This is a genomic window from Lactobacillus sp. ESL0225 (assembly GCF_003692905.1).
GTDB lineage: Bacteria > Bacillota > Bacilli > Lactobacillales > Lactobacillaceae > Lactobacillus > Lactobacillus bombicola.
The window spans coordinates 40,662-64,093 of record NZ_REHK01000010.1 but is presented as its reverse complement, the minus strand read 5'-3'; the positions used below and the strand labels follow the sequence as shown (position 1 = coordinate 64,093).

Below are 23,432 nucleotides of genomic sequence, written 5' to 3'. Positions count from 1 at the left end.
AGGTCAAACTTTTGATTGACGTTAATAAATTTGAAAGTATGCAGATTGGTCTTGCATCCCCGAATAAAATTCGGAGTTGGTCATACGGCGAAGTTAAAAAACCCGAAACGATTAATTATCGTACTTTAAAACCCGAAAAAGATGGTTTATTTGATGAAAGAATTTTCGGGCCAACTAAAGATTGGGCTTGTGCATGTGGTAAGTACAAAGGCGTAAGATATCGTGGTATCGTTTGTGATCGCTGTGGGGTTGAGGTTACTTCATCTAAAGTAAGAAGAGAACGGATGGGTCATATTGAATTGGCTGCTCCAGTTACTCATATTTGGTACTTTAAGGGAATACCATCAAGAATGGGATTAATTCTTGATATGTCACCAAGGTTATTAGAAGAAGTAATTTATTTTGCTGCTTATATTGTAATTGATCCGGGTGATACCGACCTTGAATTCAAACAATTGCTAACAGAAGTTGAATATCGAGAACAAAAAGCTAAATATGGTAGTCGATTTGAAGCTAAGATGGGGGCAGAAGCAATTCGTGATCTGCTACGTAAAGTTGATTTGGCCAAAGAAGTTACTGATTTAAAGAAAGAATTGGCGACTGCTACTGGTCAAAAACGTGTTCGTGCAATTAGAAGACTAGATATTTTAGATGCTTTTAAAGATTCTGGTAATAAACCAGAATGGATGGTTATTGATGCCGTACCAGTTATTCCACCGGACTTGCGTCCAATGGTTCAACTAGAAGGTGGTCGCTTTGCTACTTCTGACTTAAACGATCTTTATCGTCGAGTAATTAATCGGAATAACCGGTTAAAGAGATTACTTGACCTTAATGCTCCTAACATTATCGTACAAAATGAAAAGCGGATGTTGCAAGAAGCTGTTGATGCTTTGATTGATAATGGTCGTCGTGGTCGCTCAGTTGTCGGTCCAGGCAATCGACCATTGAAGTCTTTATCACACATGCTGAAAGGTAAACAAGGACGTTTTCGTCAAAACTTACTTGGTAAACGTGTTGATTATTCTGGTCGTTCAGTTATCGATGTTTCACCAAAATTGAAATTTTATCAGTGTGGTGTTCCACGGCCAATGGCACTTGAATTATTTAAGCCATTTGTGATGCACGAACTAGTTAAACGCAAGATTGCATCCAATATTAAGAGTGCAAAACGCAAAATTGATCGTGAAGATGATGAGGTTTGGGATGTACTTGAAGATGTAATCAAGGAAAGAACAGTTCTACTGAACCGTGCTCCTACCTTGCACCGTTTAAGTATTCAGGCATTTGAACCTGTATTAGTGCCAGGTAAATCTATTCGCTTACATCCATTAACTTGTGAAGCTTATAATGCTGACTTTGATGGTGACCAGATGGCTATTCATGTTCCACTATCTGATGAAGCAGTTGCGGAATCAAGATTATTAATGCTAGCAGCGCATCATATCTTGGCACCTAAAGATGGTAAACCGATTGTTACACCTTCGCAGGATATAGTTTTAGGTAACTATTGGTTAACACAAGCTGAAAAAGGTCGTGAAGGCGAGGGAATGATTTTCAATTCCCCAGATGAAGCAACTATTGCTTACAATAATGGTGATATTCATTACCATACAATTATTGGTATGGCTGCTGATTCAATGCCGGAAAAAGCATGGCCGAAGGGCTGTGAACACGGTATTTTTATTACGACATATGGTCGGGTAATTTTTAACCAAATTTTTCCAAAGGATTACTTCTATATCAATGAACCAACTAAAGAGAATTTAAATAATCCTTTAGCAGAAAAGTATTTCTTACATTCAGGCGAAGACATCAATCAAAAAATCGATGATATTGCTGATGAATTAATTTCTACACCATTTAAGAAGTCATTTTTATCAGATTCGATTGCAACAATTTACAAGTATTATCGGGTTCAAAGAACTTCAGAGTATCTTGATGACTTAAAGACTCTTGGTTATACAAGTTCAACCACTTCTGGTATTACTATTGGAATGACTGATGTTCCGGAAATTGATGATAAAGATGAAAAGGTAGCCAAAGCGCACAAGCAAGTTGATGTTGTTTCTAAGCAATTTAGACGTGGGCTAATTACGGAACAAGAACGACATGATCGTGTGATTAGTATCTGGAATGAATGTAAAGATCAAGTTCAAAATGAAATTGCCCAAATATATGATCCACGTAACCCAATTACAATTATGGCTGACTCAGGTGCTCGTGGTAATATTTCTAACTTTACACAGCTTGCTGGAATGCGGGGGTTAATGGCCACACCTAACGGTGGACTATTTGAAATTCCAGTTACTTCAAACTTTAAAGAAGGGCTATCTGTACTAGAACTGTTCATGTCAACTCACGGTGCACGTAAAGGAATGACCGATACAGCGTTGAAGACGGCTCAGTCAGGTTATTTGACTAGACGTTTAGTAGATGTTGCGCAAGATGTGATTATTCGTGAAGAAGATTGTGGTACTGATCGTGGAATTGATGTTCATGCTATTATGGAAGGCGATGAATTAATAGAACCACTCTATGATCGTTTACTTGGTCGATTCACTGCCGAAACGGTTAAAGATCCACAAACTGGTGAAGCAATTGTAGGGCCAAATGTAATGATGGATGAAAATCTGGCGCACCAAATTTGTGCTGCAGGAGTTACTAATGTTAAAATTCGTTCAATTTTAACTTGTGATACATCACATGGTGTTTGCCGCAGATGCTATGGTATGAATTTGGCAACTGGTGAAGCGGTTGAAGTTGGTGAAGCGGTTGGTACTGTTGCGGCGCAATCAATTGGTGAACCGGGTACTCAGCTAACTCTACGTACTTTCCACAATGGTGGTGTTGCTGGTGCCGAAGATATTACACAGGGTCTTCCTCGTGTGCAAGAATTGTTTGAAGCGCGTAATCCTAAAGGTCGGGCTGTTATTTCTGAAGTTGATGGAATAATTGATTCAATTCAAGAAAATCCAGCAGAACACACTCGTGAAATCACAGTTAAAGGTAAAATTGATACCAGAAGTTACAGCGTACCATACACAGCATCTGTTGCAGTTGCTGAAGGTGATGAAGTGAAACGAGGAGCTAAGCTGACCCTTGGTTCAATTGATCCGAAAGAATTAATCCAAGTTACAGATACTTTAACAACTGAAGAATATATTTTAGTTGAAGTTCAAAAAGCTTATAGAATGCAGGGGGTTGATATTTCTGATAAGCACGTTGAAGTTTTAACTAGACAAATGCTTCAAAAAGTTAGAGTTCTTGATCCTGGTGAAACTAACTTGTTACCAGGTGAAATTATGGATATTGGCCAATTTAAGGAACGTAACACGTCAGTAATTATTTCTGGTGGCATCCCTGCAACCGCTCAAAGTGTGATTTTGGGAATTACTAAGGCAGCATTAGAAACTAATAGTTTCTTGTCAGCTGCATCATTCCAAGAAACCACTCGTGTTCTTACCGATGCTTCAATCAGGGGTAAAAATGACCCACTTCTTGGTTTGAAAGAGAACGTTATTATTGGTAAAATTATACCTGCTGGTACTGGTCTCCCAGTTTATCGTAATATGGAACCTGAAGCAGATGTAGCTAAGCCAAAGTCTGTTTATTCAATTGCTGATATTGAAAAACAAATGAAGGAAGCTGACAAGCTAAAGGATCCACAATAATAAATTTTAAAAGAGCTTAATTTCTTATTATAAGAAATTAAGCTCTTTTTAGTTAAGAATCAACTGTATAACTAAACCTAAAAAAAGATAGGGAATAAAAGGTATAGCTTGTTTTTTTGAAAAATTTTTCTTTTCAAGGATGAATTGTGAAAGTAAAAAAATAGAACCGAATAAAAAAACTTGATTAGCAAAATGCGCATTAAAATATAGTATTAAAATTAAATAGATAATTAAATCGCCGCTACCAAGTTTTTTCTGAAAAATATAGATAACAAGTAAAATTAAAATTGGGAATGCCTCGATATAATCTAATAATTCAGCTTTAAATAAATTGTTAATATGATAGCTTATAGAAAAAAGGGCTGGTAAAAGCATGACGAGGTGAAACTCAGAATGTGTCGCATCATAAATCGCAACAAGCAATAAGCTAAAAATTAAAATAGCTGTTAGCTGTCCTTCAACTTTACTAAAGTCAATCTGAATATAGGCAAAACCACCAATAACTTCGATTAAAAAAAGATGGGCAGAAATTTGTCCATGACAATAACGACATCTGCCACGTAAAAAAATGTAAGAAATAATAGGAAGTTCATCTAGTAAGCTTAATTCACTGTGGCAAATGGTGCAGTGTGATCTAGTGAAGATAAAGTCACTTTGGTTATAATGCTCACAAATTACAGCTGCATGAGAAGCTAAGCAACTTCCAATTATAAAATTGGTTAATAAATAAATCATTTTATAAATTCACCTCAATTAATAATACGTAAAAATAAGTGAAATTTCTTAATAGAATGGATTGATTTTTAATTAGAAGCGTGTAAAATAATCTGTGTGCATTTTGAAGTAATGTTCAGGATAAAAAAGAAACTCCTGGATGTGTGAACAAAATAAACGATTTATAGGAGGAAAAAGTTAATGCCAACCATTAATCAATTGGTAAGAAAAGGTCGTCGGACTAAGACGACTAAGTCAAAGTCCCCAGCTTTAAGCTACGGCTATAACAGTATGAAAAAAGAATTAGTATCTAACCCAGCACCACAAATGCGTGGAGTTGCTACTCGTGTGGGTACTATGACGCCAAAGAAACCAAACTCAGCTTTACGAAAGTATGCTCGTGTACGTCTTTCTAACTTAATTGAAGTAACTGCTTATATTCCTGGTGAAGGTCACAACTTACAAGAGCACTCGGTTGTTTTAATTCGTGGTGGTCGTGTAAAGGACCTTCCTGGTGTGCGTTACCATATTATTCGTGGTGCTCTTGATACTGCTGGTGTTGATGGCAGAAAACAAGGTCGCTCTAAGTATGGTGCCAAGAAAGATTAAGGAGGAGTTAAATAATGCCTAGAAAAGGACATGTAGCTAAAAGAGATATCTTAGCAGATCCAGTATACAACTCAAAGCTTGTTACCAAGTTAATTAATCACTTGATGATTGATGGTAAAAGAGCTAAGGCATCTGCAATCCTTTATGACGCTTTTAATATTGTTAAAGAAAAGACTGACAAAGAGCCACTTGATGTTTTTGAAGAAGCAATGAATAACATTATGCCAGTTTTGGAAGTTAGAGCTCGTCGTATTGGTGGATCAAATTATCAAATTCCAGTTGAAGTTCGTCCAGAAAGAAGAACAACTTTAGGCTTAAGATGGTTGGTTTCATATGCCCGTTTGCGTAATGAGCACACAATGGATGAGCGTTTAGCTAATGAAATTATTGATGCTTCAAATAACACTGGTTCAGCAGTTAAGAAGCGTGAAGATGTTCATCGCATGGCAGAAGCTAACCGTGCCTTTGCTCATTATCGTTTCTAATTTTTTAAGGAGAGAGAATTTATGGCTAATAAACGTGAATTTCCATTAGAAAAAACACGTAATATTGGTATTATGGCCCACATTGATGCGGGTAAAACCACCACTACCGAGCGTATACTTTACTACACTGGTAAAATCCATAAAATTGGTGAAACACATGAAGGTGATTCCCAAATGGACTGGATGGAAGAAGAAAAAGAACGTGGTATTACCATTACGTCCGCGGCCACAACTGCTCAATGGAATGACTACAGAATTAACATTATTGATACCCCAGGACACGTTGACTTTACAATTGAAGTTGAGCGTTCCCTTCGGGTTCTTGATGGTGCGGTAACTGTTCTTGATGCTCAAGCTGGTGTTGAGCCACAAACTGAAAATGTTTGGCGCCAAGCTGAAACTTACGGTGTTCCTCGAATTGTTTTCATTAACAAGATGGACAAGATTGGTGCGGACTTTGATAAGTCTGTAAAATCTTTACATGAACGTTTAAACGCCAATGCTTTAGCTGTGCAGATGCCGATTGGTTCTGCTGAAACATTTGAAGGCGTCATTGATTTAATCGACATGGTAGCTGATGTTTATGATGAAGACAAGCTTGGGGCTAAATGGGAAACAATTCCAGTTCCAGATGAATACAAAGAAGAAGCAGAAAAGCGTCGTGCTGAATTAATTGAACAAGTAGCTGATGTTGATGACGACATCATGGATAAATACCTTAATGGTGAAGAAATTTCCATTGAAGAATTAAAAGATGCTATTCGTAAGGCAACGCTAGATTTGAAAGCTTTCCCAGTATTTGCCGGTTCAGCATTTAAGAACAAGGGTGTACAAATGATGCTTGATGGTGTTGTTGATTACTTGCCATCACCACTAGATGTAAAACCTTATGTTGCTCATGATCCTAAATCTGGTGAAGAAGTTGAATTAATTGCTGGTGACGACAAGCCGTTTTCAGCATTAGCTTTCAAGATTGCAACTGATCCATTCGTTGGTCGTTTAACTTATATTCGTGTCTATACTGGTTCACTTGAATCTGGATCTTATGTTTTAAATGCTTCTAAGAACGGTCGTGAGCGTGTTGGTCGTTTATTACAAATGCATGCTAATTCAAGAAGTGAAATTTCTGAAGTCTTCTCTGGAGATATTGCGGGAGCAATTGGCTTAAAGAATACCACTACTGGTGACTCTTTGACTGATCCAGATCACCCATTGATTTTGGAAAGCCTAGAAGTTCCAGATCCAGTTATTCAAGTTTCAATCGAACCAGAATCAAAAGCAGACCGTGATAAGCTTGACGTTGCTTTGCAGAAGTTAACTGAAGAGGATCCAACCTTTAGAGCAGAAACTAATGCAGAAACTGGACAAACTTTAATTTCTGGGATGGGTGAATTGCACCTTCAAATTATGGTAGAACGAATGAAACGTGAATTTCACGTTGAAGCCAAAATTGGTGAACCACAAGTTGCTTATCGCGAAACCTTTACTAAGGAAGCACAAGCACAGGGTAAATTTGTTCGTCAATCTGGTGGTAAAGGTCAATATGGTGACGTTTGGATTGAATTCACACCAAATGAAAGAGGTAAAGGATATGAGTTTGAAGATGCCATTGTCGGTGGTGTTGTTCCTCGTGAATTTATCCCTTCAGTTGATGCCGGGTTACAAGAATCAATGAAGAATGGTATTTTAGCAGGATATCCATTAATTGATGTCAAGGCTAAACTTTATGATGGTAGTTACCATGAAGTTGACTCTTCAGAAGCAGCCTTCAAAGTTGCCGCTTCAATTGCTTTGAAGAATGCAGCTCCTAAGGCTGGTGCGGTAATTCTTGAGCCAATTATGAAAGTTCAAGTGATTACACCCGAAGAATACTTAGGAGATGTAATGGGTTCGATTACTGCTCGTCGTGGTACAATGGACAATATGGTAGACCGCTCGGGTGCTAAAGTATTGAATTCAATGGTTCCACTTGCTGAAATGTTTGGCTACGCAACTACTTTGCGGTCATCAACTCAAGGTCGTGGTACTTTCACAATGGTCTTTGATCACTATGCAGCTACTCCTAAGTCAATCCAGGAAGAAATTATTAAAAATCGTGGCGGTAACGCTGAATAGTAATTTTGTCCTAATGTAAAGATCGAGTTGTTGATAAATTTAATAATTCTTTATTTTAATTAGGCTTAAAAGCATCAAACTACATGAGTAGTTTGATGCTTTTACTTTGAGCCCAATAAAATTCAATCAGTTTAAAAATTAATTTTTACTTTTATTAATGGATTTTTATATATAATAGCTATTTTTTATCAAACAAATTTCGTCTAAATTAATGCTTTAATTTAAATAAAAATAACCCTAACCCTTGATATTTAAGCGTAAAGTAGGTACAATAGTCTTTGTGCATTTAGGGCTTATTCTGCTCTAAAGCACATCTTTGTTGTAGAGCGTTGATGCAAAAGGTTGCGGCACACCAGGATGCATTGCCACAGAAGTGTGCTGGGAATTTTTGCGGAAGCTAGTCATCTTTTAAAGAGGACGTTAAGGAGGTAATTTAATGGCAAGTCAATCAATTCGTATTCGACTAAAGTCATACGAACATGGTATTCTCGATGAATCAGCTGCTAAAATCGTAGCTACTGCAAAGAGGACTGGCGCTGAAATTTCAGGTCCAGTTCCTTTGCCAACAGAAAGGGTTTTATTCACAGTTTTACGTTCACCACATAAGAACAAGGATTCTCGTGAACAGTTTGAAATGCGGACACATAAACGTTTAATTGATATTTTAAATCCAACACCTAAAACTGTTGATTCTTTAATGAAGCTTGATTTACCAAGCGGTGTTGACATCGAAATCAAACTATAAATTTTAAAAAGAAAGAGGTGTAAACATGACCAAAGGAATCTTAGGAAGAAAAGTCGGTATGACTCAAATATTCACTAAAGATGGTATCCTTGTTCCTGTAACTGTTGTTGAAGCAACACCTAATGTTGTTATGCAAGTTAAGACTGTTGAATCAGACGGTTACGAAGCAGTTCAATTGGGCTATCAAGATAAACGTGAAGTTTTGAGCAACAAACCAGAAAAAGGTCATGCTGCAAAAGCAAAGACGTCGCCTAAGCGCTTCATTCGTGAAATCCGCGGAGTAGAGCTTAAGGACTACGAAGTCGGCTCAGAAGTTACTGTGGACACATTTAAGGAAGGCGACGTTGTTGACGTTACCGGAATTACAAGAGGTCATGGATACCAAGGTAACATTAAACGTTGGGGTCAATCACGTGGACCTGAAACTCATGGTTCAAGATACCATCGAATTCCTGGTTCAATGGGTTCCATCATTAACCGTGTACCTAAAGGCAAGCGCTTGCCAGGTCACATGGGTGTGAAAAAAGTTACCATTGAAAACCTAGTAATTGAAAAAGTTGTGGCAGATAAGAATGTTTTATTAATTAAAGGCAACGTGCCTGGTGCTAAAAATTCATTAATTACTGTCAAATCTGCTGTTAAAAATAACGATTAGGAAGGAGGACTAGAATGGCTAATTTAAAAGTTATCGATCAAAAAGGTAAAGATGCTGGTGAAGTTTCTTTAAAAGATGAAGTTTTTGGTATTGAACCAAATGAGAGCGTAGTTTTTGATGCAATCATCAGACAAAGAGCTGGCAAGCGTCAAGGCACTTCAAAAGTGAAGAATAGATCTGCTGTTCGTGGTGGTGGTAAGAAGCCATGGAAGCAAAAGGGTACCGGGCGTGCTCGTCAAGGTTCTATTAGATCACCTCAATGGCGTGGTGGTGGTGTAGTCTTTGGACCTACTCCACGTTCTTATGCATATTCAATGCCAAGAAAGCAACGTCGTTTGGCTATTAAGTCAGTTCTTTCTCAAAAATTAATTGATAATAATTTGATTGTTTTAGATCAGTTGACTATGTCAGCACCTAAGACAAAAGAATTCAAAGCAATACTGGACAGCTTAAATGTTGCAGGCAAAGTGTTGGTTGTTTCAGAAGATAGAAACGTGCAACTTTCAGCTAAGAATTTGCCAAACGTTAAGGTAATCACTATTAATGGTGTTAATGTTGAAGATGTTGTCAATTATGACAAATTAATCTTGACTAAGGATGCTATTGAGAAGATTGAAAAGAATGTTGAGGGGGCTGCAAAAGAATGAGTGCACACGATATCATTTTAAGACCTGTCATTACTGAAAAGTCTACGAATTTAATGGATGATAAGAAGTACACTTTCAATGTGCTTTTAACTGCAACCAAGACTCAAGTTCGTAACGCTGTTGAAGAAATTTTTGATGTTAAAGTTAAAAAAGTTAACATTATGAATGTTCGTGGTAAGGATAAGCGAGTTGGGCGCTATACTGGTAAAACTGCTCGCACACGTAAAGCAATTGTTACTTTAACTAACGATTCAAACGACATCAAAATTTTTAAAGACGAAAATACAGAAGAGAATAAGTAATAGGAGGTCAGTCAATTGGCTATTAAGATTTATAAGCCAACCACAAATGGTCGCCGTAATATGACTTCTTCCGACTTCGCTGAGATTACTACAAGCAAGCCAGAGCGTACTTTGCTTGAGTCACAATCACATACTGCGGGTCGTAACTCATATGGTCATATTACTAGTAGACACCGTGGCGGTGGACATAAACAAAAGTATCGTATCATTGATTTCAAACGTAACAAGGACAACACAAAAGCCGTTGTTAAAACTATTGAATATGATCCAAATAGAACTGCTAATATCGCACTTCTTCACTATACTGATGGTATTAAAACTTACATTTTAGCACCTAAAGGATTAAAAGTTGGTGATATAGTTGAATCAGGTTCTAATGCAGACATTAAGCCAGGTAACGCATTACCATTAAAAGATATCCCTACTGGTACTTCAATTCATAACATTGAGTTGAGACCTGGTAGAGGTGGTCAATTAGTAAGAAGTGCGGGTACTAGTGCTCAAGTTTTGGGTAGTGACGGCAAGTATACGTTAGTTAGATTACAAAGTGGCGAAGTTCGTAAGATTTTGTCAGCTTGTCGTGCAACTATTGGTGTTGTTGGCAATGAGCAACATTCATTAATTCAAATAGGTAAAGCTGGTCGTAGCCGTTGGCTAGGCAGACGTCCACAATCCCGTGGTTCTGTAATGAACCCTAACGATCACCCACATGGTGGTGGTGAAGGTAAGGCTCCAGTCGGACGTCCACAACCTATGACTCCTTGGGGTAAGAAAGCTCGTGGTATTAAGACTAGAAATAGTAAGAGAGCCAGCGAGAAGTTAATTATTCGTCACCGTAAAGGTAGCAAGTAATAGAAGGAGGGTTAATTAATGAGCCGTAGTATTAAAAAAGGGCCTTTTGCAGATGCATCATTGTTAAAGAAAGTTGATGCACAAGCTGATTCAGAAAAAAAACAGGTTATTAAGACTTGGTCACGTCGTTCAACTATTTTCCCTTCCTTTGTTGGGTTGACTATAGCTGTTTACGATGGTAGAAAACATGTTCCAGTTTATATTACTGAAGACATGGTTGGCCACAAATTAGGTGAATTTGTTCCAACGAGAACTTTCCATGGACACAAAGCATCTGACGACAAGGCTACAAGATAAAGAAAGGAGAAACACTTAAATGGCAGAACAAATTAGTTCAGCTAGGGCTGAAGCAAGAACTGTTCGGATTACTGCAAGAAAAGCACGTTTAGTCGTTGATTTGATTCGCGGTAAAGATGTTGCTGAAGCATTGGCAATCTTGCAATTTACGCCTAGAGCTGCTTCCCCAATCGTTGAAAAAGTTTTACGTTCAGCAATTGCAAACGCAGAACACAATTACGATCTCGAAAGTGCAAATTTATATGTATCAGAAGCATACGTCAATGAAGGAGCAACTTTAAAGAGATTTAGACCACGTGCCAAAGGTATGGCTTCTCCTATTAACAAGAGAACTAGTCATGTAGTTGTAGTAGTTTCAGAAAAGAACGATTAAGGGAGGTATATTAATGGGTCAAAAGATTAACCCAAATGGTTTTCGTCTCGGCGTAATTCGTGATTGGGAATCTAAATGGTATGCTGACAGAGGATACAAGGAAACCTTAAATGAAGACCTGCGCATCAGACAATTCATTTCTAAGAAATTAAAAGATGCCTCTGTTTCTACTATTGAAATTGAACGTGCAGCAAATAGAATCAATGTATCGATTAATACTGCTAAGCCAGGAATGGTAATCGGTAAAGGTGGTTCTGAAGTTGAAGCTTTAAGAAAAGAGTTAAATGCTTTAACTAAGAAGCAAGTTCAAGTAAATATTGTTGAGATTAAGAAGCCAGATTTAGATGCTAAATTAGTAGCTGAAAGTATCGCTAGTCAATTAGAAGCACGTATTGCATTTAGACGTGCAATGCGCCAAGCTACTCAAAGATCTATGCGTGCAGGAGCCAAAGGAATCAGAGTTCAAACTTCTGGTCGTTTAAATGGTGCTGACATGGCAAGAAGAGAGTGGCATACTGAAGGTCGTGTTCCATTACAGACATTGAGAGCTGACATTGACTATGCTTGGGTAAACGCATTTACCACTTATGGTGAAATTGGTGTTCAAGTATGGATTAACCGTGGTGAAATCTTACCTTCAAAGAGTAAGACACCTCGAAAAGCTGTGAAAGGAGGAAACAAATAATGCCTCTAGTACCAAAGCGAGTAAAACACCGTCGTGAATTCCGTGGAAAAATGCGCGGTGCTGCTAAAGGTGGAAAAACCATTGCTTTTGGTGAGTATGGTTTGGAAGCCCTTGAATCACATTGGATTACTAATCAACAAATCGAAGCTGCTCGTGTTGCGATGACTCGTTACATGAAGCGTGGTGGTAAAGTTTGGATTAGAATTTTCCCTCAAAAGTCATACACTGCTAAAGGTGTTGGTGTACGTATGGGTTCTGGTAAAGGTGCACCAGCCGGTTGGGTAGCTGTTGTTAAGAGAGAAAAAATAATGTTTGAAATTGGTGGTGTTAGTGAAGCAACCGCTCGTGAAGCTTTAAGACTTGCAGCAACTAAATTACCAATTAAGTGTAAATTTGTGACTAAAAGTTCGGAAGTAGGTGGCAATTCTAATGAAGGCTAAGGATATCAGAGCACTAACCAATGATCAGATGTTAGATAAGGAAAAGCAATATAAAGAAGAACTTTTTAATTTGCGTTTTCAACAAGCAACGGGTCAATTAGAAAATACCGCTCGCCTAAGTAAAGTCCGCAAAAATATCGCTAGAATTAAAACAATTCTTAGCGAAGAAGCATTAAAAAACGATTAGTGGAAGGGAGTTATTAACTTGAGCGAATCAATCGAAAGAAATCGTCGTCACGTATATCAAGGTCGAGTAATTTCTGATAAGAATGATAAAACTATTACTGTAGTAGTTGATACTTACAAGAATCACCCTGTATACAAAAAGCGTACAAGATATTCAAAGAAATATTACGCACAAGATGAAAATAATGAAGCTAAAGTTGGCGATACTGTTCGTATCATGGAAACTCGTCCATTATCTCGTACAAAACGCTTTCGTTTAGTTGAAATTGTTAAGAAATCTGTTTAACTTGCGGATTTAGTGAGGGGAGGATTATATAGTGATTCAAAATGAATCCCGTTTGAAGGTTGCTGATAACTCAGGTGCCAGAGAACTTTTAGTTATTAGAGTCTTAGGTGGTTCAAAGCGTAAGACTGGTAACATTGGCGATATCGTGGTAGCAACAGTTAAACAAGCAACACCAGGTGGCGTTGTCAAAAAAGGCGACGTTGTTAAAGCTGTTATTGTTAGAACAAAATCAGGCGCACGTCGTGAAGATGGTTCATACATCAAGTTTGATGAAAATGCCGGCGTTGTAATTAATGCAGATAAGAGCCCACGTGGTACTCGTATCTTTGGGCCTGTTGCACGTGAGTTACGTGAGCACGACTTTATGAAGATCGTCTCTCTTGCTCCAGAAGTCTTATAATTAAGTGAGGTGCACTGATGTTTGTTAAAACTGGTGACAAAGTAAAAGTTATTGCCGGAAAAGATAAGGGTAAAGAAGGTATTGTTCTTTCAGTTAACGTTAAAAAGAACCGTGTGGTTGTTAAGGGCGTTAATACAATAAAAAAACACCAAAAACCTTCGCAAACCAATGCAAATGGTGGTGTAGTTGAATCAGAAGGTTCAATTCATGCATCTAATGTTAAGGTTATTGCTAAATCTGAAAGCAAAAAAGAAACTAAAAAGTAGAAGGGAGGACACAAATGGCAAATTATTTAGCTAAAGAATATAAAGAAAAGATTGTTCCTGCATTGCAAGAAAAGTTTGATTACAGTTCAGTTATGCAAGTACCTAAGATTGAAAAAATCGTTTTAAACATGGGTGTTGGTGATGCTGTTTCCAATGCTAAAACTTTGGATGAGGCTGTTGATGAGTTAACTTTGATTTCTGGTCAAAAACCATTAGTTACCAAAGCTAAGAAATCAATTGCGAACTTCCGCTTGCGTGAAGGTATGTCTATTGGTGCTAAGGTAACACTTAGAGGAGATAGAATGTATGACTTCTTATACAAGTTGATTAGTGTTTCACTTCCTCGTGTTCGTGACTTCCGTGGTGTTTCAAGTCGTTCATTTGATGGTCGAGGCAACTATACTTTAGGTATTAAGGAACAATTGATTTTCCCAGAAATTGACTTTGATAAGGTTAATCGGACTAGGGGTTTGGATGTTGTTATCGTAACTACTGCCAACACTGATGAAGAAGCGCGTGAGCTTTTAAGTCAATTTGGTATGCCGTTTGCAAAATAATGGAGGACACTAATGGCTAAAACGTCACAAAAAATTAGAAATCATCGTCCTGCTAAGTTTTCTTCACGTGAATATACTCGTTGCGAGAGATGTGGTCGCCCACACTCTGTGTATCGTAAATTTGGCTTATGCCGTATTTGCTTGAAGGATTTAGCTCACAAGGGTCAGATCCCAGGTCTTAAAAAGGCTAGTTGGTAATACGGTTAGGAGGATAGCATAAATGGTCATGACAGATCCGATCGCAGATTACTTGACAAGAATTAGGAATGCTAATATGGCAAAGCATAGTTCTGTTGAAATTCCTGCATCAAACATAAAAAAATCTATTTCAGAAATTTTGAAACGCGAAGGCTTCATCCGTGATTACGAAGTTACTGATGACAATAAGCAAGGTATTATCAAGATTTTCTTGAAATATGGTCCAGACGGAGAACGTGTCATTTCAGGCTTAAAGCGTATTTCTAAGCCAGGTCTTAGAAACTATGTTAGTGCTGAAAATTTACCTAAGGTTCTTAACGGATTAGGTATCGCCATCGTTTCAACTTCTGCTGGTGTAATTACCGATAAAGAAGCAAGACAAAAAGATGTTGGTGGCGAAGTTATCGCTTACGTTTGGTAATTCTGACAGAAAGGAGAACAATCAATGAGCCGGATAGGTTTAAAAATAATTGAAGTCCCAGATAGTGTCACTGTTACCAAAGAAGGTGACAATATCACTGTCAAAGGTCCTAAGGGTGAATTAACTAGATATTTTGATCCAAAAATTACCTTTAACCAAGAAGATGGCAAAATCACTTTTTCACGTTCAAGTGAAAGCGATAAGGCACTTCATGGTACTGAAAGAGCTAACTTAGCTTCAATGGTTGAAGGTGTAGTTAATGGTTACAAGAAGACTTTGAAGTTAATCGGTGTTGGTTATCGAGCAACTACTCAAGGTGATAAATTAACTTTAAACGTTGGTTATTCACACCCAGTTGAAATGACTGCGCCAGAAGGTGTTTCTGTAAAAGCTACTTCAGCAACTGAAATTGAAGTAGAAGGAATTTCAAAGCAAAATGTTGGACAATTTGCGGCTGAAATTCGTGATGTACGTCCACCAGAGCCTTATAAGGGTAAAGGTATTCGTTATGTTGATGAATATGTACGTCGCAAAGAAGGTAAAACAGGTAAATAATAGATAAATTTTGAGGTGAAATTGTGATTTCTAAACCAGATAAGAATAAATTGCGCTTAAAGCGTCATAAACGTATTCGTAGCAAGATTTCTGGTACTGCTGAGCGCCCACGCTTAAGTGTTTTCCGTTCAAACAAAAACATCTACGCTCAATTAATTGATGACGTAGCGGGTGTCACGCTAGCAAGTGCCTCAACTTTAGATGCTTCCATTGCTAAGGATTCAACTAAAGTAGAACAGGCTCAAGCTGTTGGTAAAGCAATTGCTGAAGCAGCTAAAAGTAAAAATATTTCAAATATTGTATTTGATAGAAGTGGTTACTTATACCACGGCCGTATTTCTGCTTTGGCAGATGCCGCTCGTGAAAATGGATTAGATTTCTAAGGAAGGAGAATAATACATGGCAAACCGCAACGATTCTCGTAATAATCGCAGAAATAAAGACGACATCGAAGATCAGTTAGTAGCAATTAATCGTGTTACCAAGGTTGTCAAAGGTGGACAACGAATGAGATTTGCCGCCTTGGTAATCGTTGGCGACAAAAAAGGTCGTGTCGGCTTTGGTACTGGTAAGGCTCAAGAAGTCCCAGAAGCAATCCGTAAGGCCGTTGAAGCTGGTAAGAAGAATATGATTACTGTTCCAACAGTTGGAACAACTATTCCCCATGAAGTAATTGGTCACTATGGCTCAGGAAGCATTTTATTTAAGCCTGCTCCAGCCGGATCTGGAGTTGCTGCTGGTGGTGCTGTTCGTATCGTTATGGATATGGCTGGTATTGCAGACGTTACTTCTAAGTCATTAGGTTCAAATACTCCAATTAATGTTGTGCGTGCAGCAATTGATGGATTAAAGAAACTTAGAACTAGTGAAGATGTTGAAAAGCTTCGTCACGCAGATTTAGATTAGGGAGACTTATAAATGACTGAATTAAAAGTTACTTTAATTAGAAGTGCTGCGCACCGTCTACCTGACCAAAGAAAAATCGTTAAAGCTCTTGGCTTGGGTAGAATCAATAGTACAGTAACTTTACCAGATAACGCTACTACACGTGGTGCGTTAATGAAAATTGCTCATTTGATCTCTGTTGAAGAGACAACTAAATAATTAAATAAGGAGGTGCCGAATTAATGAAGCTTCATGAATTACATGCTGCTGAAGGTTCACGCAATACTAGAAAACGTGTTGGACGTGGTACTTCAAGTGGTTACGGAAAAACTTCTGGCCGTGGACAAAAGGGACAATTATCCCGTCAAGGTGGTCATACACGTTTAGGTTTTGAAGGTGGGCAAATGCCACTATTCAGAACCATGCCTAAACGTGGTTTTAAGAATGTTAACCGTAAAGAATACGCAATTATTAATTTAGACGACTTAAACAAATTTAAAGATAATAGTGAAGTAACTGTTGCTAGTCTTAAAGAAGTTGGCTTGGTAAAGAAAGAATTATCAGGTGTCAAGTTACTTGCTAAAGGTGAGTTAAAAGTCAAGTTAAATGTAAAGGTTAATAAAGTTTCCGCAGCTGCGAAAAAGGCAGTTGAAGCTGCCGGCGGATCTGTTGAGGTGATCTAATGTTTTCGACTTTGAAGAACGCCTTTAAGGATAAAGAAATAAGAAATAAAATTTATTTTACACTCTTTATTCTTTTGCTATATCGCATTGGAGCTAACATTACTGTTCCAGGTGTTAATGCAAAAGCGATCACTCAGGTTGCACAAACTGGCCTAGTTCCAATGCTAGATACTGTTTCTGGTGGTGGATTAGATACTTACTCTATTTTTTCTCTAGGAGTTTCCCCGTATATTACAGCACAAATTGTTATTCAATTATTACAAATGGATATTATTCCAACTTTAGTTGAATGGGGAAAGCAAGGTGAAGTTGGACGGCGTAAGACTAATCAAGTCACTAGATGGCTTTCATTATTTGTGGCATTCGTTCAAAGTGTTGGAATTACTCTTGGCTTTAACGCTTTGACACAAATGGGGCTTGTTAAGTCACAAACGCCACAAACCTATGCTGAAATTGCAATAATCATGACAGCAGGAACAATGCTGTTAACTTGGCTTGGTGATGAAATTACTGATAAAGGTCTGGGAAATGGTGTTTCAGTTATAATTTTTGCTGGTATTATAGCTCGACTTCCACGTGGTCTTTGGCAGTTATATAAAGATGAAATTATCAATAATAGTGCAACTGATCGTTGGCAAGGTGTTGTGTTCTTCATTGCGATTATCATTGCAGTACTTGTCGTAACACAAATAGTTACGTGGGTTGAACAAGCAGATCGTCGTATTCCAATACAATACACTAAACGTGCGACTGTAAGTGGCTCTGAAAGTTTCTTGCCATTAAAAGTTAATGTTTCAGGTGTTATCCCTGTAATTTTTGCTAGTTCATTCATCATCACTCCAGCAACAATTTTAATGGCCTTTCAAAGATCTCAAGGTGACCAGCAATGGTACAAAATAATGACTAATATTTTTAGTATGCAAACTACGACTGGCGTAATAATTTATACACTCTTAATAGTATTGTTTACATTCTTTTATGCTTTTGTTCAGGTTAATCCTGAAAAACTATCAAAGAATTTACAAAAACAAGGAGCTTATATTCCAAGCGTTTGGCCAGGTAAAGATACACAGGATTATGTTTCTAAGCTTTTAATAAAGTTGTCAACAGTTGGTTCTGTTTTCTTAGGCTTAGTTGCCTTACTACCACAGCTTGCTACTAACTTTTGGGACTTACCAAGTTCAATAGGTCTAGGAGGTACTAGTCTTTTAATTGTAATTGGGGTTGTTTTGGAATTATCTCGCCAAATTAACGGATTGTTAATGAAGAGAGAGTACGTTGGATTCATTAGATAGGAACAAATAAATGATTAACTTATTTCTTTTAGGATTACCGGGTACTGGCAAGGGTACAGTATCAGAACAAATTGTCGATAAATATCATCTAACTCATATTTCAACTGGGGATATGTTTAGAGAAGCAATGGCTAATGAGACCAAAGTTGGTCTTGAAGCTAAAAGTTATATTGATAAAGGTGATCTAGTACCCGATGAAGTTACTGCTAGGCTAGTAGAGGAACGTTTAAATCAGCCTGACATCAAAGAAGGGTATATTTTAGATGGTTTCCCAAGAACAATTGTTCAGGCAGAAGCTTTAGAAGGCATAACTAAGCGACTTAACAAGCCTTTGACTAAAGTTATTTCATTAGAAGTTAAAGAAGAAACCTTGGTTAGTCGGCTATCAGCACGCTTTATGTGCAAAAAGTGTGGCGCAACTTATAATAAGATTACTAAGATGCCTAAAGTTGAAGGTATTTGTGATCGTTGTGGTAGCCATGAATTTTATCAACGTGAAGATGATAAGCCTGAAGTAGTAAAGAATCGTTTACAAGTTAATGAAAAAATGAATACACCTTTGAAAGACTATTATCAAAAGAATGGTTTGCTGACTATTGTTAATGGTGAACAAACTCCAGAAAAAGTCTTTGAACAAGTTGATGCGGTATTAAGTAAAAAGGAATAATTTGTATATTTATTTATCCGTGTTATAATTTCAAAGAATGACTGTTTAAATGCGGAGGAACAGCTTTGGCAAAAGATGATGTCATTGAAGTAAAGGGTAAAGTAGTTGATACTTTACCTAATGCTATGTTTAAAGTTGAATTGGAAAATGGGGCTGAAATTTTAGCACACGTTTCCGGTAAGATTAGAATGCATTATATTCGTATCTTACCAGGAGATCGCGTGACTGTAGAACTTTCTCCTTACGATTTAACAAAAGGTAGAATTACTTATCGGTTTATAAAATAATAACGGAGGGAAACATGAAGGTTAGACCATCTGTTAAACCAATGTGTGAACATTGTAAGATTATTAAAAGACATGGTCGTGTAATGGTTATTTGCCCTGCAAATCCAAAACACAAGCAGCGTCAAGGTTAAAAATAAAATAGGAGGTGCAATTTATGGCACGTATTGCTGGTGTTGACTTACCAAGAGATAAAAGAATAGTTGTTGCATTAACATATATTTATGGTATTGGTGAACCAACAGCTCAGAAAATTTGTGCGGATGCTGGTGTTTCTGAAGACATACGTTCAAAAGATTTGACTCCAGATGATCAAGAAAAGCTTCGCGCAGAAGTTGATAAATACCGTGTTGAAGGTGACTTACGTAGAGAAGTCAGCATGAATATCAAACGGTTAATTGATATTGGTTCTTACCGTGGTATGCGTCACCGCCGTGGACTCCCAGTTCGTGGTCAAAATACCAAGAATAACGCACGTACTCGTAAGGGTAGTAAGAAGAATAAATAAAATAAGGAGGTTTATTGATGCCTAAAACAGCACGTAAGCGTCGTGTGAAGAAGCACGTTGAAAAAGGCGTTGCTCACATTCATTCTACGTTTAATAATACTTTAGTCATGATTACCGACGTTCAAGGTAATGCAATTGCTTGGTCATCAGCCGGAGCTTTGGGCTTTAAAGGTAGTCGTAAGTCTACACCATTTGCAGCACAAATGGCTGGCGAGGCAGCTGCTAAGAGTGCCATGGATCAAGGTATGAAGCATGTAGAAGTTTCAGTTAAGGGTCCTGGTGCTGGTCGTGAATCTGCTATTAGATCACTGCAAGCTGCTGGGTTGGAAATTACTGCAATTCGTGATGTCACCCCAGTTCCTCACAATGGTTCTAGACCACCAAAACGTCGTCGTGTCTAATTTTTTTCTTAATAAAAGACGTTGCGTTTTGAAAGGGGTCTAGTAATGATTGAATTTGAAAAGCCAAATATTACCGTCGTGGACCAAGAGAAGTCTTATGGTAAATTTGTTATTGAACCACTTGAACGAGGCTTTGGTACTACTTTAGGTAACTCATTACGTAGAGTTTTACTAACATCTATTCCAGGTACAGGATTAGTATATGTTCAAATTGATGATGTCTTGCACGAATTTTCAACCGTTCCTGGTGTAAAAGAAGACGTTGCCAAAATAATTCTGAACCTGAAGAAGCTTGAATTAAAGTCTTTTTCAGATGAACAAAAAATTATTGAAATTGACGTTGAAGGTCCAGCAGTTGTAACTGCTGATGACTTTAAGGTTGACGCTGATATTCAAATATTAAATCCTGACCAATATATTTGTACCATTGCAGACGGTGGACATTTGCATATGCAAGTTGCCGTTAAGAATGGTCGTGGTTATGTTGCAGCAAGCGACAATAAGAGTGAAGACATGCCAATTGGTGTTATTCCGGTTGATTCTCTTTTTTCACCAATCGAAAAAGTTAATTACCAAGTTGAATCAACTCGTGTTGGTAAGAGAGACGATTTTGACAAGCTCACTTTAGAGATTTGGACTGATGGTTCAATCAAGCCTAATGACGCCCTAAGTTTTGCTGCCAAAATTTTGGCAGAGCACTTTAAAGTGTTTGAAAATGCTGATACAAGTACAAAATTTAACGATGTAATGGTTGAAAAAGAAGACGATACAGCAGAGAAAAAGCTTGAAATGACGATTGAAGAGCTTGACCTTTCTGTTCGTTCTTATAACTGTCTTAAGCGAGCAGGCATTAATACTCTGCAAGAATTAACCGACAAAACAGAAGCAGACATGATGCGTGTACGTAACTTAGGCCGAAAATCATTAGAAGAAGTTAAAAATAAATTAGCTGACCTAGGACTTTCACTTCGTCAAGAAGATTAACTGAAAAATAAAAGGAGGTAAACTGAATGGCATACCGTAAATTAGGTTGGGATAGTGCACATAGAAAAGCAATGCTTAGAGAGATGACTACCCAATTAATTATGAATGAACGCATTGTTACTACTGAAACTCGTGCTAAAGAAGTACGCAGAACTGCCGAAAAGATGATTACTTTAGGTAAACGTGGTGACTTAGCAGCTAGAAGAAAAGCTGCTGCCTTTGTTCGTAATGAAGTTGCTGACATCCATGAAGAAAAAGATGCAGTTGTTGTTAAATCAGCTTTGCAAAAACTTTTCAGTGATATCGCACCTCGTTACAAAGATCGTAATGGTGGTTATACCAGAATTATGAAGTTAGCCACTGCTCGTAAGGGTGATGGTGCTCCAATGGTTATTTTGGAATTAGTTTAATTTGAGAGTAACCAAAACTTAATAGCTATTAAGAATTATCCATGAGAGTGAGAATAAGCGTTAGGATGATGACGAAAGTTTAGTCTAGCTTAGGTAATGCATATTATCCCTCCTCATGGGTGATTTTTTTTGCCTTTTTTTGGTACAATTAACTCATACCTTAGGAGGCCAAAAGCATGACGATAGATAATATTATTAAAATTAGAAATGTGAGTTTTACTTATCCTGATGCTAAAGAGCCCGCAATTAATAATGTGACTTTTGACATTGAAAGAGGTTCATGGACTTCTATAATTGGACATAATGGAAGTGGTAAGTCGACTATTATTCGTTTAATAAATGGGTTACTTGATGCGGACGAAAATGCTAATTCTAAAATTGAAGTTGATGGAATTCGGCTCACCCAAAAAACTGTTTGGGATATACGGGACCGTGTGGGGGTTGTTTTTCAAAATCCTGATAATCAATTCGTCGGTGCGACAGTTGCAGATGATGTGGCTTTTGGATTAGAAAATCGAGGGGTTTCTCGCTTAGAAATGACGAAAATTGTTCCTAAAGCAATTGCAGCTGTTGGAATGAGTGAATATGCAGATGCAGAACCAGGTTCTCTTTCTGGCGGGCAAAAGCAAAGAGTGGCGATTGCAGGTATTATTGCCATTAAGCCTAAAATTATTATTTTAGATGAGGCCACATCTATGTTAGATCCCGATGGAAGAAGTCAGGTGTTGCAAGTTGTACAGCAAATGAAAGACAAATATGGACTAACTGTGATTGCAATTACACATGATATTGATGAAACAGCTTTAGCCGATCAAGTACTGGTAATGAATGATGGTCAGATAGTAACTCAGGGAAAACCTGAGTATGTTTTTAAAAAAACTAAGTTATTAAATGAACTAGGACTGACTGTACCATTTTTTCAACAAGTAAAGAAAGATTTGCAGAGCAATGCGATAAATATACCGGATACTATAAATTCAGAAAAAGAGTTGATTAATTACTTATGTCAATTAAATTCCAAAAAGTGAGTTATGTTTATTCACAAGGTTCTCCCCTTGAAAAAAAAGGACTAGATAATGTTAGTTTTGAGTTAAAAGATAATTCTTTTACAGCAATTATTGGTCATACTGGCAGTGGTAAGTCGACTTTAATGCAACATTTTAATGCACTATTAAAGCCCACTAGTGGGCAAATCGAAATTGCGGGTAGTCTTATAACACCAGAAACTACTGATAAGCATTTAAAAAAATTACGGCGGCATGTCAGTTTAGTTTTTCAATTTCCAGAAACACAGTTATTTGAAAATACAGTTCTTGATGATATTGCTTTTGGACCTAAAAACTTTGGCTATGATTCAGAAAAAGCAAAAGCTAGTGCGCAAATGTGGTTAGACCGAGTTGGATTACCAAAAGATATTGCTAATAGGTCACCCTTTGAATTATCAGGTGGGCAAATGAGACGGGTAGCAATTGCAGGAGTATTGGCCTATGAACCTGAAATTCTTTGCTTGGATGAACCAGGAGTTGGTCTTGATCCACGTGCCAGAGCAAAAATGATGCAACTTTTCTTTGAATATCAAAAAGCTGGCCATACTATTATTTTAGTTACGCACAATATGGATGATGTTGTAGAGTATGCCGATGATGTCCTAGTGATGGAAAAGGGACGCTTAATTAAGCATGATATACCGCAAAAAATATTTAATGATCGTAGCTGGTTAAAAAAGCATTACTTGGATGAACCAAGGGCATCATTGTTTGCTTCGCAACTAACGAATTACACATTTACTGATTTACCGCTAACAAAAAAAGAATTGATAGCCGGAATCAAGTATAATTTAAGGAAGTGAGCTT

At 37.6% G+C, this 23,432-nt stretch carries 36 protein-coding genes; 35 read left to right on the top strand and 1 reads right to left on the bottom strand.

Annotated elements, in window-relative coordinates:
• The first annotated feature begins 11 nt into the window (after positions 1-11).
• Positions 12-3,674, top strand: coding sequence for a DNA-directed RNA polymerase subunit beta' (rpoC, locus tag F5ESL0225_RS06405; RefSeq protein WP_122048093.1), 3,663 nt, complete (start codon positions 12-14; stop codon positions 3,672-3,674).
• A gap of 48 nt (positions 3,675-3,722) precedes the next feature.
• Here rpoC and F5ESL0225_RS06400 read toward each other — a convergent pair whose 3' ends face one another.
• Positions 3,723-4,409, bottom strand: a complete 687-nt coding sequence (locus F5ESL0225_RS06400; protein ID WP_122022140.1) for an A24 family peptidase — start codon at positions 4,407-4,409, stop codon at positions 3,723-3,725.
• Between the two features lie 180 nt (positions 4,410-4,589).
• Between F5ESL0225_RS06400 and rpsL the strand changes: the two genes are divergently transcribed.
• The 34 genes from rpsL (at position 4,590) to F5ESL0225_RS06230 (ending at position 23,428) form a co-directional block, all read left to right on the top strand.
• Positions 4,590-4,997 carry a 30S ribosomal protein S12 gene (gene rpsL / locus F5ESL0225_RS06395; protein ID WP_090092326.1) on the top strand — a complete coding sequence of 136 codons (408 nt, stop codon included), beginning with the start codon at positions 4,590-4,592 and terminating at the stop codon, positions 4,995-4,997.
• A 14-nt stretch (positions 4,998-5,011) separates the two neighbouring features.
• Positions 5,012-5,482 carry a 30S ribosomal protein S7 gene (gene rpsG, locus F5ESL0225_RS06390; protein ID WP_090092325.1) on the top strand — a complete coding sequence of 157 codons (471 nt, stop codon included), beginning with the start codon at positions 5,012-5,014 and terminating at the stop codon, positions 5,480-5,482.
• Positions 5,483-5,503: 21 nt separating this feature from the next.
• Positions 5,504-7,597, top strand: coding sequence for an elongation factor G (gene fusA, locus F5ESL0225_RS06385; RefSeq protein WP_122048092.1), 2,094 nt, complete (start codon positions 5,504-5,506; stop codon positions 7,595-7,597).
• A gap of 436 nt (positions 7,598-8,033) precedes the next feature.
• On the top strand, positions 8,034-8,342 hold the full coding sequence (gene rpsJ, locus F5ESL0225_RS06380) for a 30S ribosomal protein S10 (RefSeq protein WP_046327486.1): 309 nt from the start codon (positions 8,034-8,036) through the stop codon (positions 8,340-8,342).
• A 25-nt stretch (positions 8,343-8,367) separates the two neighbouring features.
• Positions 8,368-8,997 (top strand): 50S ribosomal protein L3, encoded by a 630-nt coding sequence (rplC, locus tag F5ESL0225_RS06375; protein ID WP_122022138.1) that lies wholly within the window; start codon positions 8,368-8,370, stop codon positions 8,995-8,997.
• Between the two features lie 14 nt (positions 8,998-9,011).
• Entirely contained in the window at positions 9,012-9,644 is a 633-nt protein-coding gene (rplD, locus tag F5ESL0225_RS06370) for a 50S ribosomal protein L4 (protein ID WP_122022137.1), read from the top strand.
• The gene (rplW, locus tag F5ESL0225_RS06365) at positions 9,641-9,946 is read left to right on the top strand and encodes a 50S ribosomal protein L23 (RefSeq protein WP_090092319.1); all 306 of its coding nucleotides are present in this window, start codon (positions 9,641-9,643) and stop codon (positions 9,944-9,946) included. Before rplD ends, rplW begins: the two co-directional genes overlap by 4 nt.
• Positions 9,947-9,961: 15 nt before the next feature.
• A complete protein-coding gene (gene rplB, locus F5ESL0225_RS06360; RefSeq protein ID WP_090092317.1) occupies positions 9,962-10,798 on the top strand; it encodes a 50S ribosomal protein L2 in 837 nt (278 codons plus the stop codon).
• 18 nt (positions 10,799-10,816) lie between these two features.
• Positions 10,817-11,095: a 30S ribosomal protein S19 gene (gene rpsS, locus F5ESL0225_RS06355; RefSeq protein ID WP_090092316.1), complete on the top strand. Its 279-nt coding sequence runs from the start codon at positions 10,817-10,819 to the stop codon at positions 11,093-11,095.
• A gap of 19 nt (positions 11,096-11,114) precedes the next feature.
• Complete coding sequence (gene rplV / locus F5ESL0225_RS06350) at positions 11,115-11,468, top strand: 50S ribosomal protein L22 (RefSeq protein ID WP_090092314.1); 354 nt, start codon at positions 11,115-11,117, stop codon at positions 11,466-11,468.
• Positions 11,469-11,481: 13 nt separating this feature from the next.
• Positions 11,482-12,153: a 30S ribosomal protein S3 gene (gene rpsC, locus F5ESL0225_RS06345; protein ID WP_090092312.1), complete on the top strand. Its 672-nt coding sequence runs from the start codon at positions 11,482-11,484 to the stop codon at positions 12,151-12,153.
• On the top strand, positions 12,153-12,593 hold the full coding sequence (gene rplP / locus F5ESL0225_RS06340) for a 50S ribosomal protein L16 (RefSeq protein ID WP_090092311.1): 441 nt from the start codon (positions 12,153-12,155) through the stop codon (positions 12,591-12,593). The genes rpsC and rplP overlap by 1 nt, the downstream gene beginning before the upstream one ends.
• Positions 12,583-12,780 carry a 50S ribosomal protein L29 gene (rpmC, locus tag F5ESL0225_RS06335; protein ID WP_090092309.1) on the top strand — a complete coding sequence of 66 codons (198 nt, stop codon included), beginning with the start codon at positions 12,583-12,585 and terminating at the stop codon, positions 12,778-12,780. The genes rplP and rpmC overlap by 11 nt, the downstream gene beginning before the upstream one ends.
• 18 nt (positions 12,781-12,798) lie before the next feature.
• Positions 12,799-13,065, top strand: coding sequence for a 30S ribosomal protein S17 (rpsQ, locus tag F5ESL0225_RS06330; RefSeq protein WP_090092308.1), 267 nt, complete (start codon positions 12,799-12,801; stop codon positions 13,063-13,065).
• A gap of 31 nt (positions 13,066-13,096) precedes the next feature.
• Entirely contained in the window at positions 13,097-13,465 is a 369-nt protein-coding gene (rplN, locus tag F5ESL0225_RS06325) for a 50S ribosomal protein L14 (protein ID WP_090092306.1), read from the top strand.
• Between the two features lie 17 nt (positions 13,466-13,482).
• The gene (rplX, locus tag F5ESL0225_RS06320) at positions 13,483-13,731 is read left to right on the top strand and encodes a 50S ribosomal protein L24 (protein WP_090092305.1); all 249 of its coding nucleotides are present in this window, start codon (positions 13,483-13,485) and stop codon (positions 13,729-13,731) included.
• A gap of 14 nt (positions 13,732-13,745) precedes the next feature.
• Positions 13,746-14,288 (top strand): 50S ribosomal protein L5, encoded by a 543-nt coding sequence (rplE, locus tag F5ESL0225_RS06315; protein ID WP_090092303.1) that lies wholly within the window; start codon positions 13,746-13,748, stop codon positions 14,286-14,288.
• Between the two features lie 12 nt (positions 14,289-14,300).
• Positions 14,301-14,486: a type Z 30S ribosomal protein S14 gene (locus F5ESL0225_RS06310; protein ID WP_046307561.1), complete on the top strand. Its 186-nt coding sequence runs from the start codon at positions 14,301-14,303 to the stop codon at positions 14,484-14,486.
• A gap of 22 nt (positions 14,487-14,508) precedes the next feature.
• Positions 14,509-14,907, top strand: a complete 399-nt coding sequence (gene rpsH, locus F5ESL0225_RS06305; protein WP_090092302.1) for a 30S ribosomal protein S8 — start codon at positions 14,509-14,511, stop codon at positions 14,905-14,907.
• A gap of 24 nt (positions 14,908-14,931) precedes the next feature.
• Complete coding sequence (gene rplF, locus F5ESL0225_RS06300; RefSeq protein ID WP_090092300.1) at positions 14,932-15,462, top strand: 50S ribosomal protein L6; 531 nt, start codon at positions 14,932-14,934, stop codon at positions 15,460-15,462.
• Positions 15,463-15,485: 23 nt separating this feature from the next.
• Positions 15,486-15,845, top strand: coding sequence for a 50S ribosomal protein L18 (gene rplR / locus F5ESL0225_RS06295; protein WP_090092299.1), 360 nt, complete (start codon positions 15,486-15,488; stop codon positions 15,843-15,845).
• Positions 15,846-15,861: 16 nt separating this feature from the next.
• A complete protein-coding gene (gene rpsE, locus F5ESL0225_RS06290; protein WP_090092297.1) occupies positions 15,862-16,368 on the top strand; it encodes a 30S ribosomal protein S5 in 507 nt (168 codons plus the stop codon).
• 12 nt (positions 16,369-16,380) lie between these two features.
• A complete protein-coding gene (gene rpmD, locus F5ESL0225_RS06285; RefSeq protein ID WP_090092296.1) occupies positions 16,381-16,566 on the top strand; it encodes a 50S ribosomal protein L30 in 186 nt (61 codons plus the stop codon).
• A gap of 23 nt (positions 16,567-16,589) precedes the next feature.
• A complete protein-coding gene (gene rplO / locus F5ESL0225_RS06280; protein ID WP_090092294.1) occupies positions 16,590-17,030 on the top strand; it encodes a 50S ribosomal protein L15 in 441 nt (146 codons plus the stop codon).
• On the top strand, positions 17,030-18,325 hold the full coding sequence (gene secY / locus F5ESL0225_RS06275) for a preprotein translocase subunit SecY (protein WP_122022135.1): 1,296 nt from the start codon (positions 17,030-17,032) through the stop codon (positions 18,323-18,325). Before rplO ends, secY begins: the two co-directional genes overlap by 1 nt.
• Positions 18,326-18,335: 10 nt before the next feature.
• The gene (locus tag F5ESL0225_RS06270) at positions 18,336-18,992 is read left to right on the top strand and encodes an adenylate kinase (RefSeq protein ID WP_122048091.1); all 657 of its coding nucleotides are present in this window, start codon (positions 18,336-18,338) and stop codon (positions 18,990-18,992) included.
• A 65-nt stretch (positions 18,993-19,057) separates the two neighbouring features.
• Positions 19,058-19,279, top strand: a complete 222-nt coding sequence (infA, locus tag F5ESL0225_RS06265; protein WP_090092290.1) for a translation initiation factor IF-1 — start codon at positions 19,058-19,060, stop codon at positions 19,277-19,279.
• Positions 19,280-19,293: 14 nt separating this feature from the next.
• A complete protein-coding gene (gene rpmJ, locus F5ESL0225_RS06260; protein ID WP_046307548.1) occupies positions 19,294-19,410 on the top strand; it encodes a 50S ribosomal protein L36 in 117 nt (38 codons plus the stop codon).
• Between the two features lie 23 nt (positions 19,411-19,433).
• Positions 19,434-19,784: a 30S ribosomal protein S13 gene (gene rpsM / locus F5ESL0225_RS06255; RefSeq protein ID WP_090092288.1), complete on the top strand. Its 351-nt coding sequence runs from the start codon at positions 19,434-19,436 to the stop codon at positions 19,782-19,784.
• 17 nt (positions 19,785-19,801) lie between these two features.
• Positions 19,802-20,185 carry a 30S ribosomal protein S11 gene (gene rpsK, locus F5ESL0225_RS06250; RefSeq protein ID WP_090092287.1) on the top strand — a complete coding sequence of 128 codons (384 nt, stop codon included), beginning with the start codon at positions 19,802-19,804 and terminating at the stop codon, positions 20,183-20,185.
• Positions 20,186-20,230: 45 nt separating this feature from the next.
• Complete coding sequence (locus F5ESL0225_RS06245) at positions 20,231-21,169, top strand: DNA-directed RNA polymerase subunit alpha (protein WP_122022133.1); 939 nt, start codon at positions 20,231-20,233, stop codon at positions 21,167-21,169.
• Positions 21,170-21,195: 26 nt separating this feature from the next.
• Complete coding sequence (gene rplQ / locus F5ESL0225_RS06240) at positions 21,196-21,579, top strand: 50S ribosomal protein L17 (protein WP_090092283.1); 384 nt, start codon at positions 21,196-21,198, stop codon at positions 21,577-21,579.
• A gap of 176 nt (positions 21,580-21,755) precedes the next feature.
• Positions 21,756-22,607, top strand: a complete 852-nt coding sequence (locus tag F5ESL0225_RS06235) for an energy-coupling factor transporter ATPase (RefSeq protein ID WP_122022132.1) — start codon at positions 21,756-21,758, stop codon at positions 22,605-22,607.
• Positions 22,583-23,428 (top strand): energy-coupling factor transporter ATPase, encoded by an 846-nt coding sequence (locus F5ESL0225_RS06230; RefSeq protein WP_122022131.1) that lies wholly within the window; start codon positions 22,583-22,585, stop codon positions 23,426-23,428. The genes F5ESL0225_RS06235 and F5ESL0225_RS06230 overlap by 25 nt, the downstream gene beginning before the upstream one ends.
• Positions 23,429-23,432 lie beyond the last annotated feature (4 nt).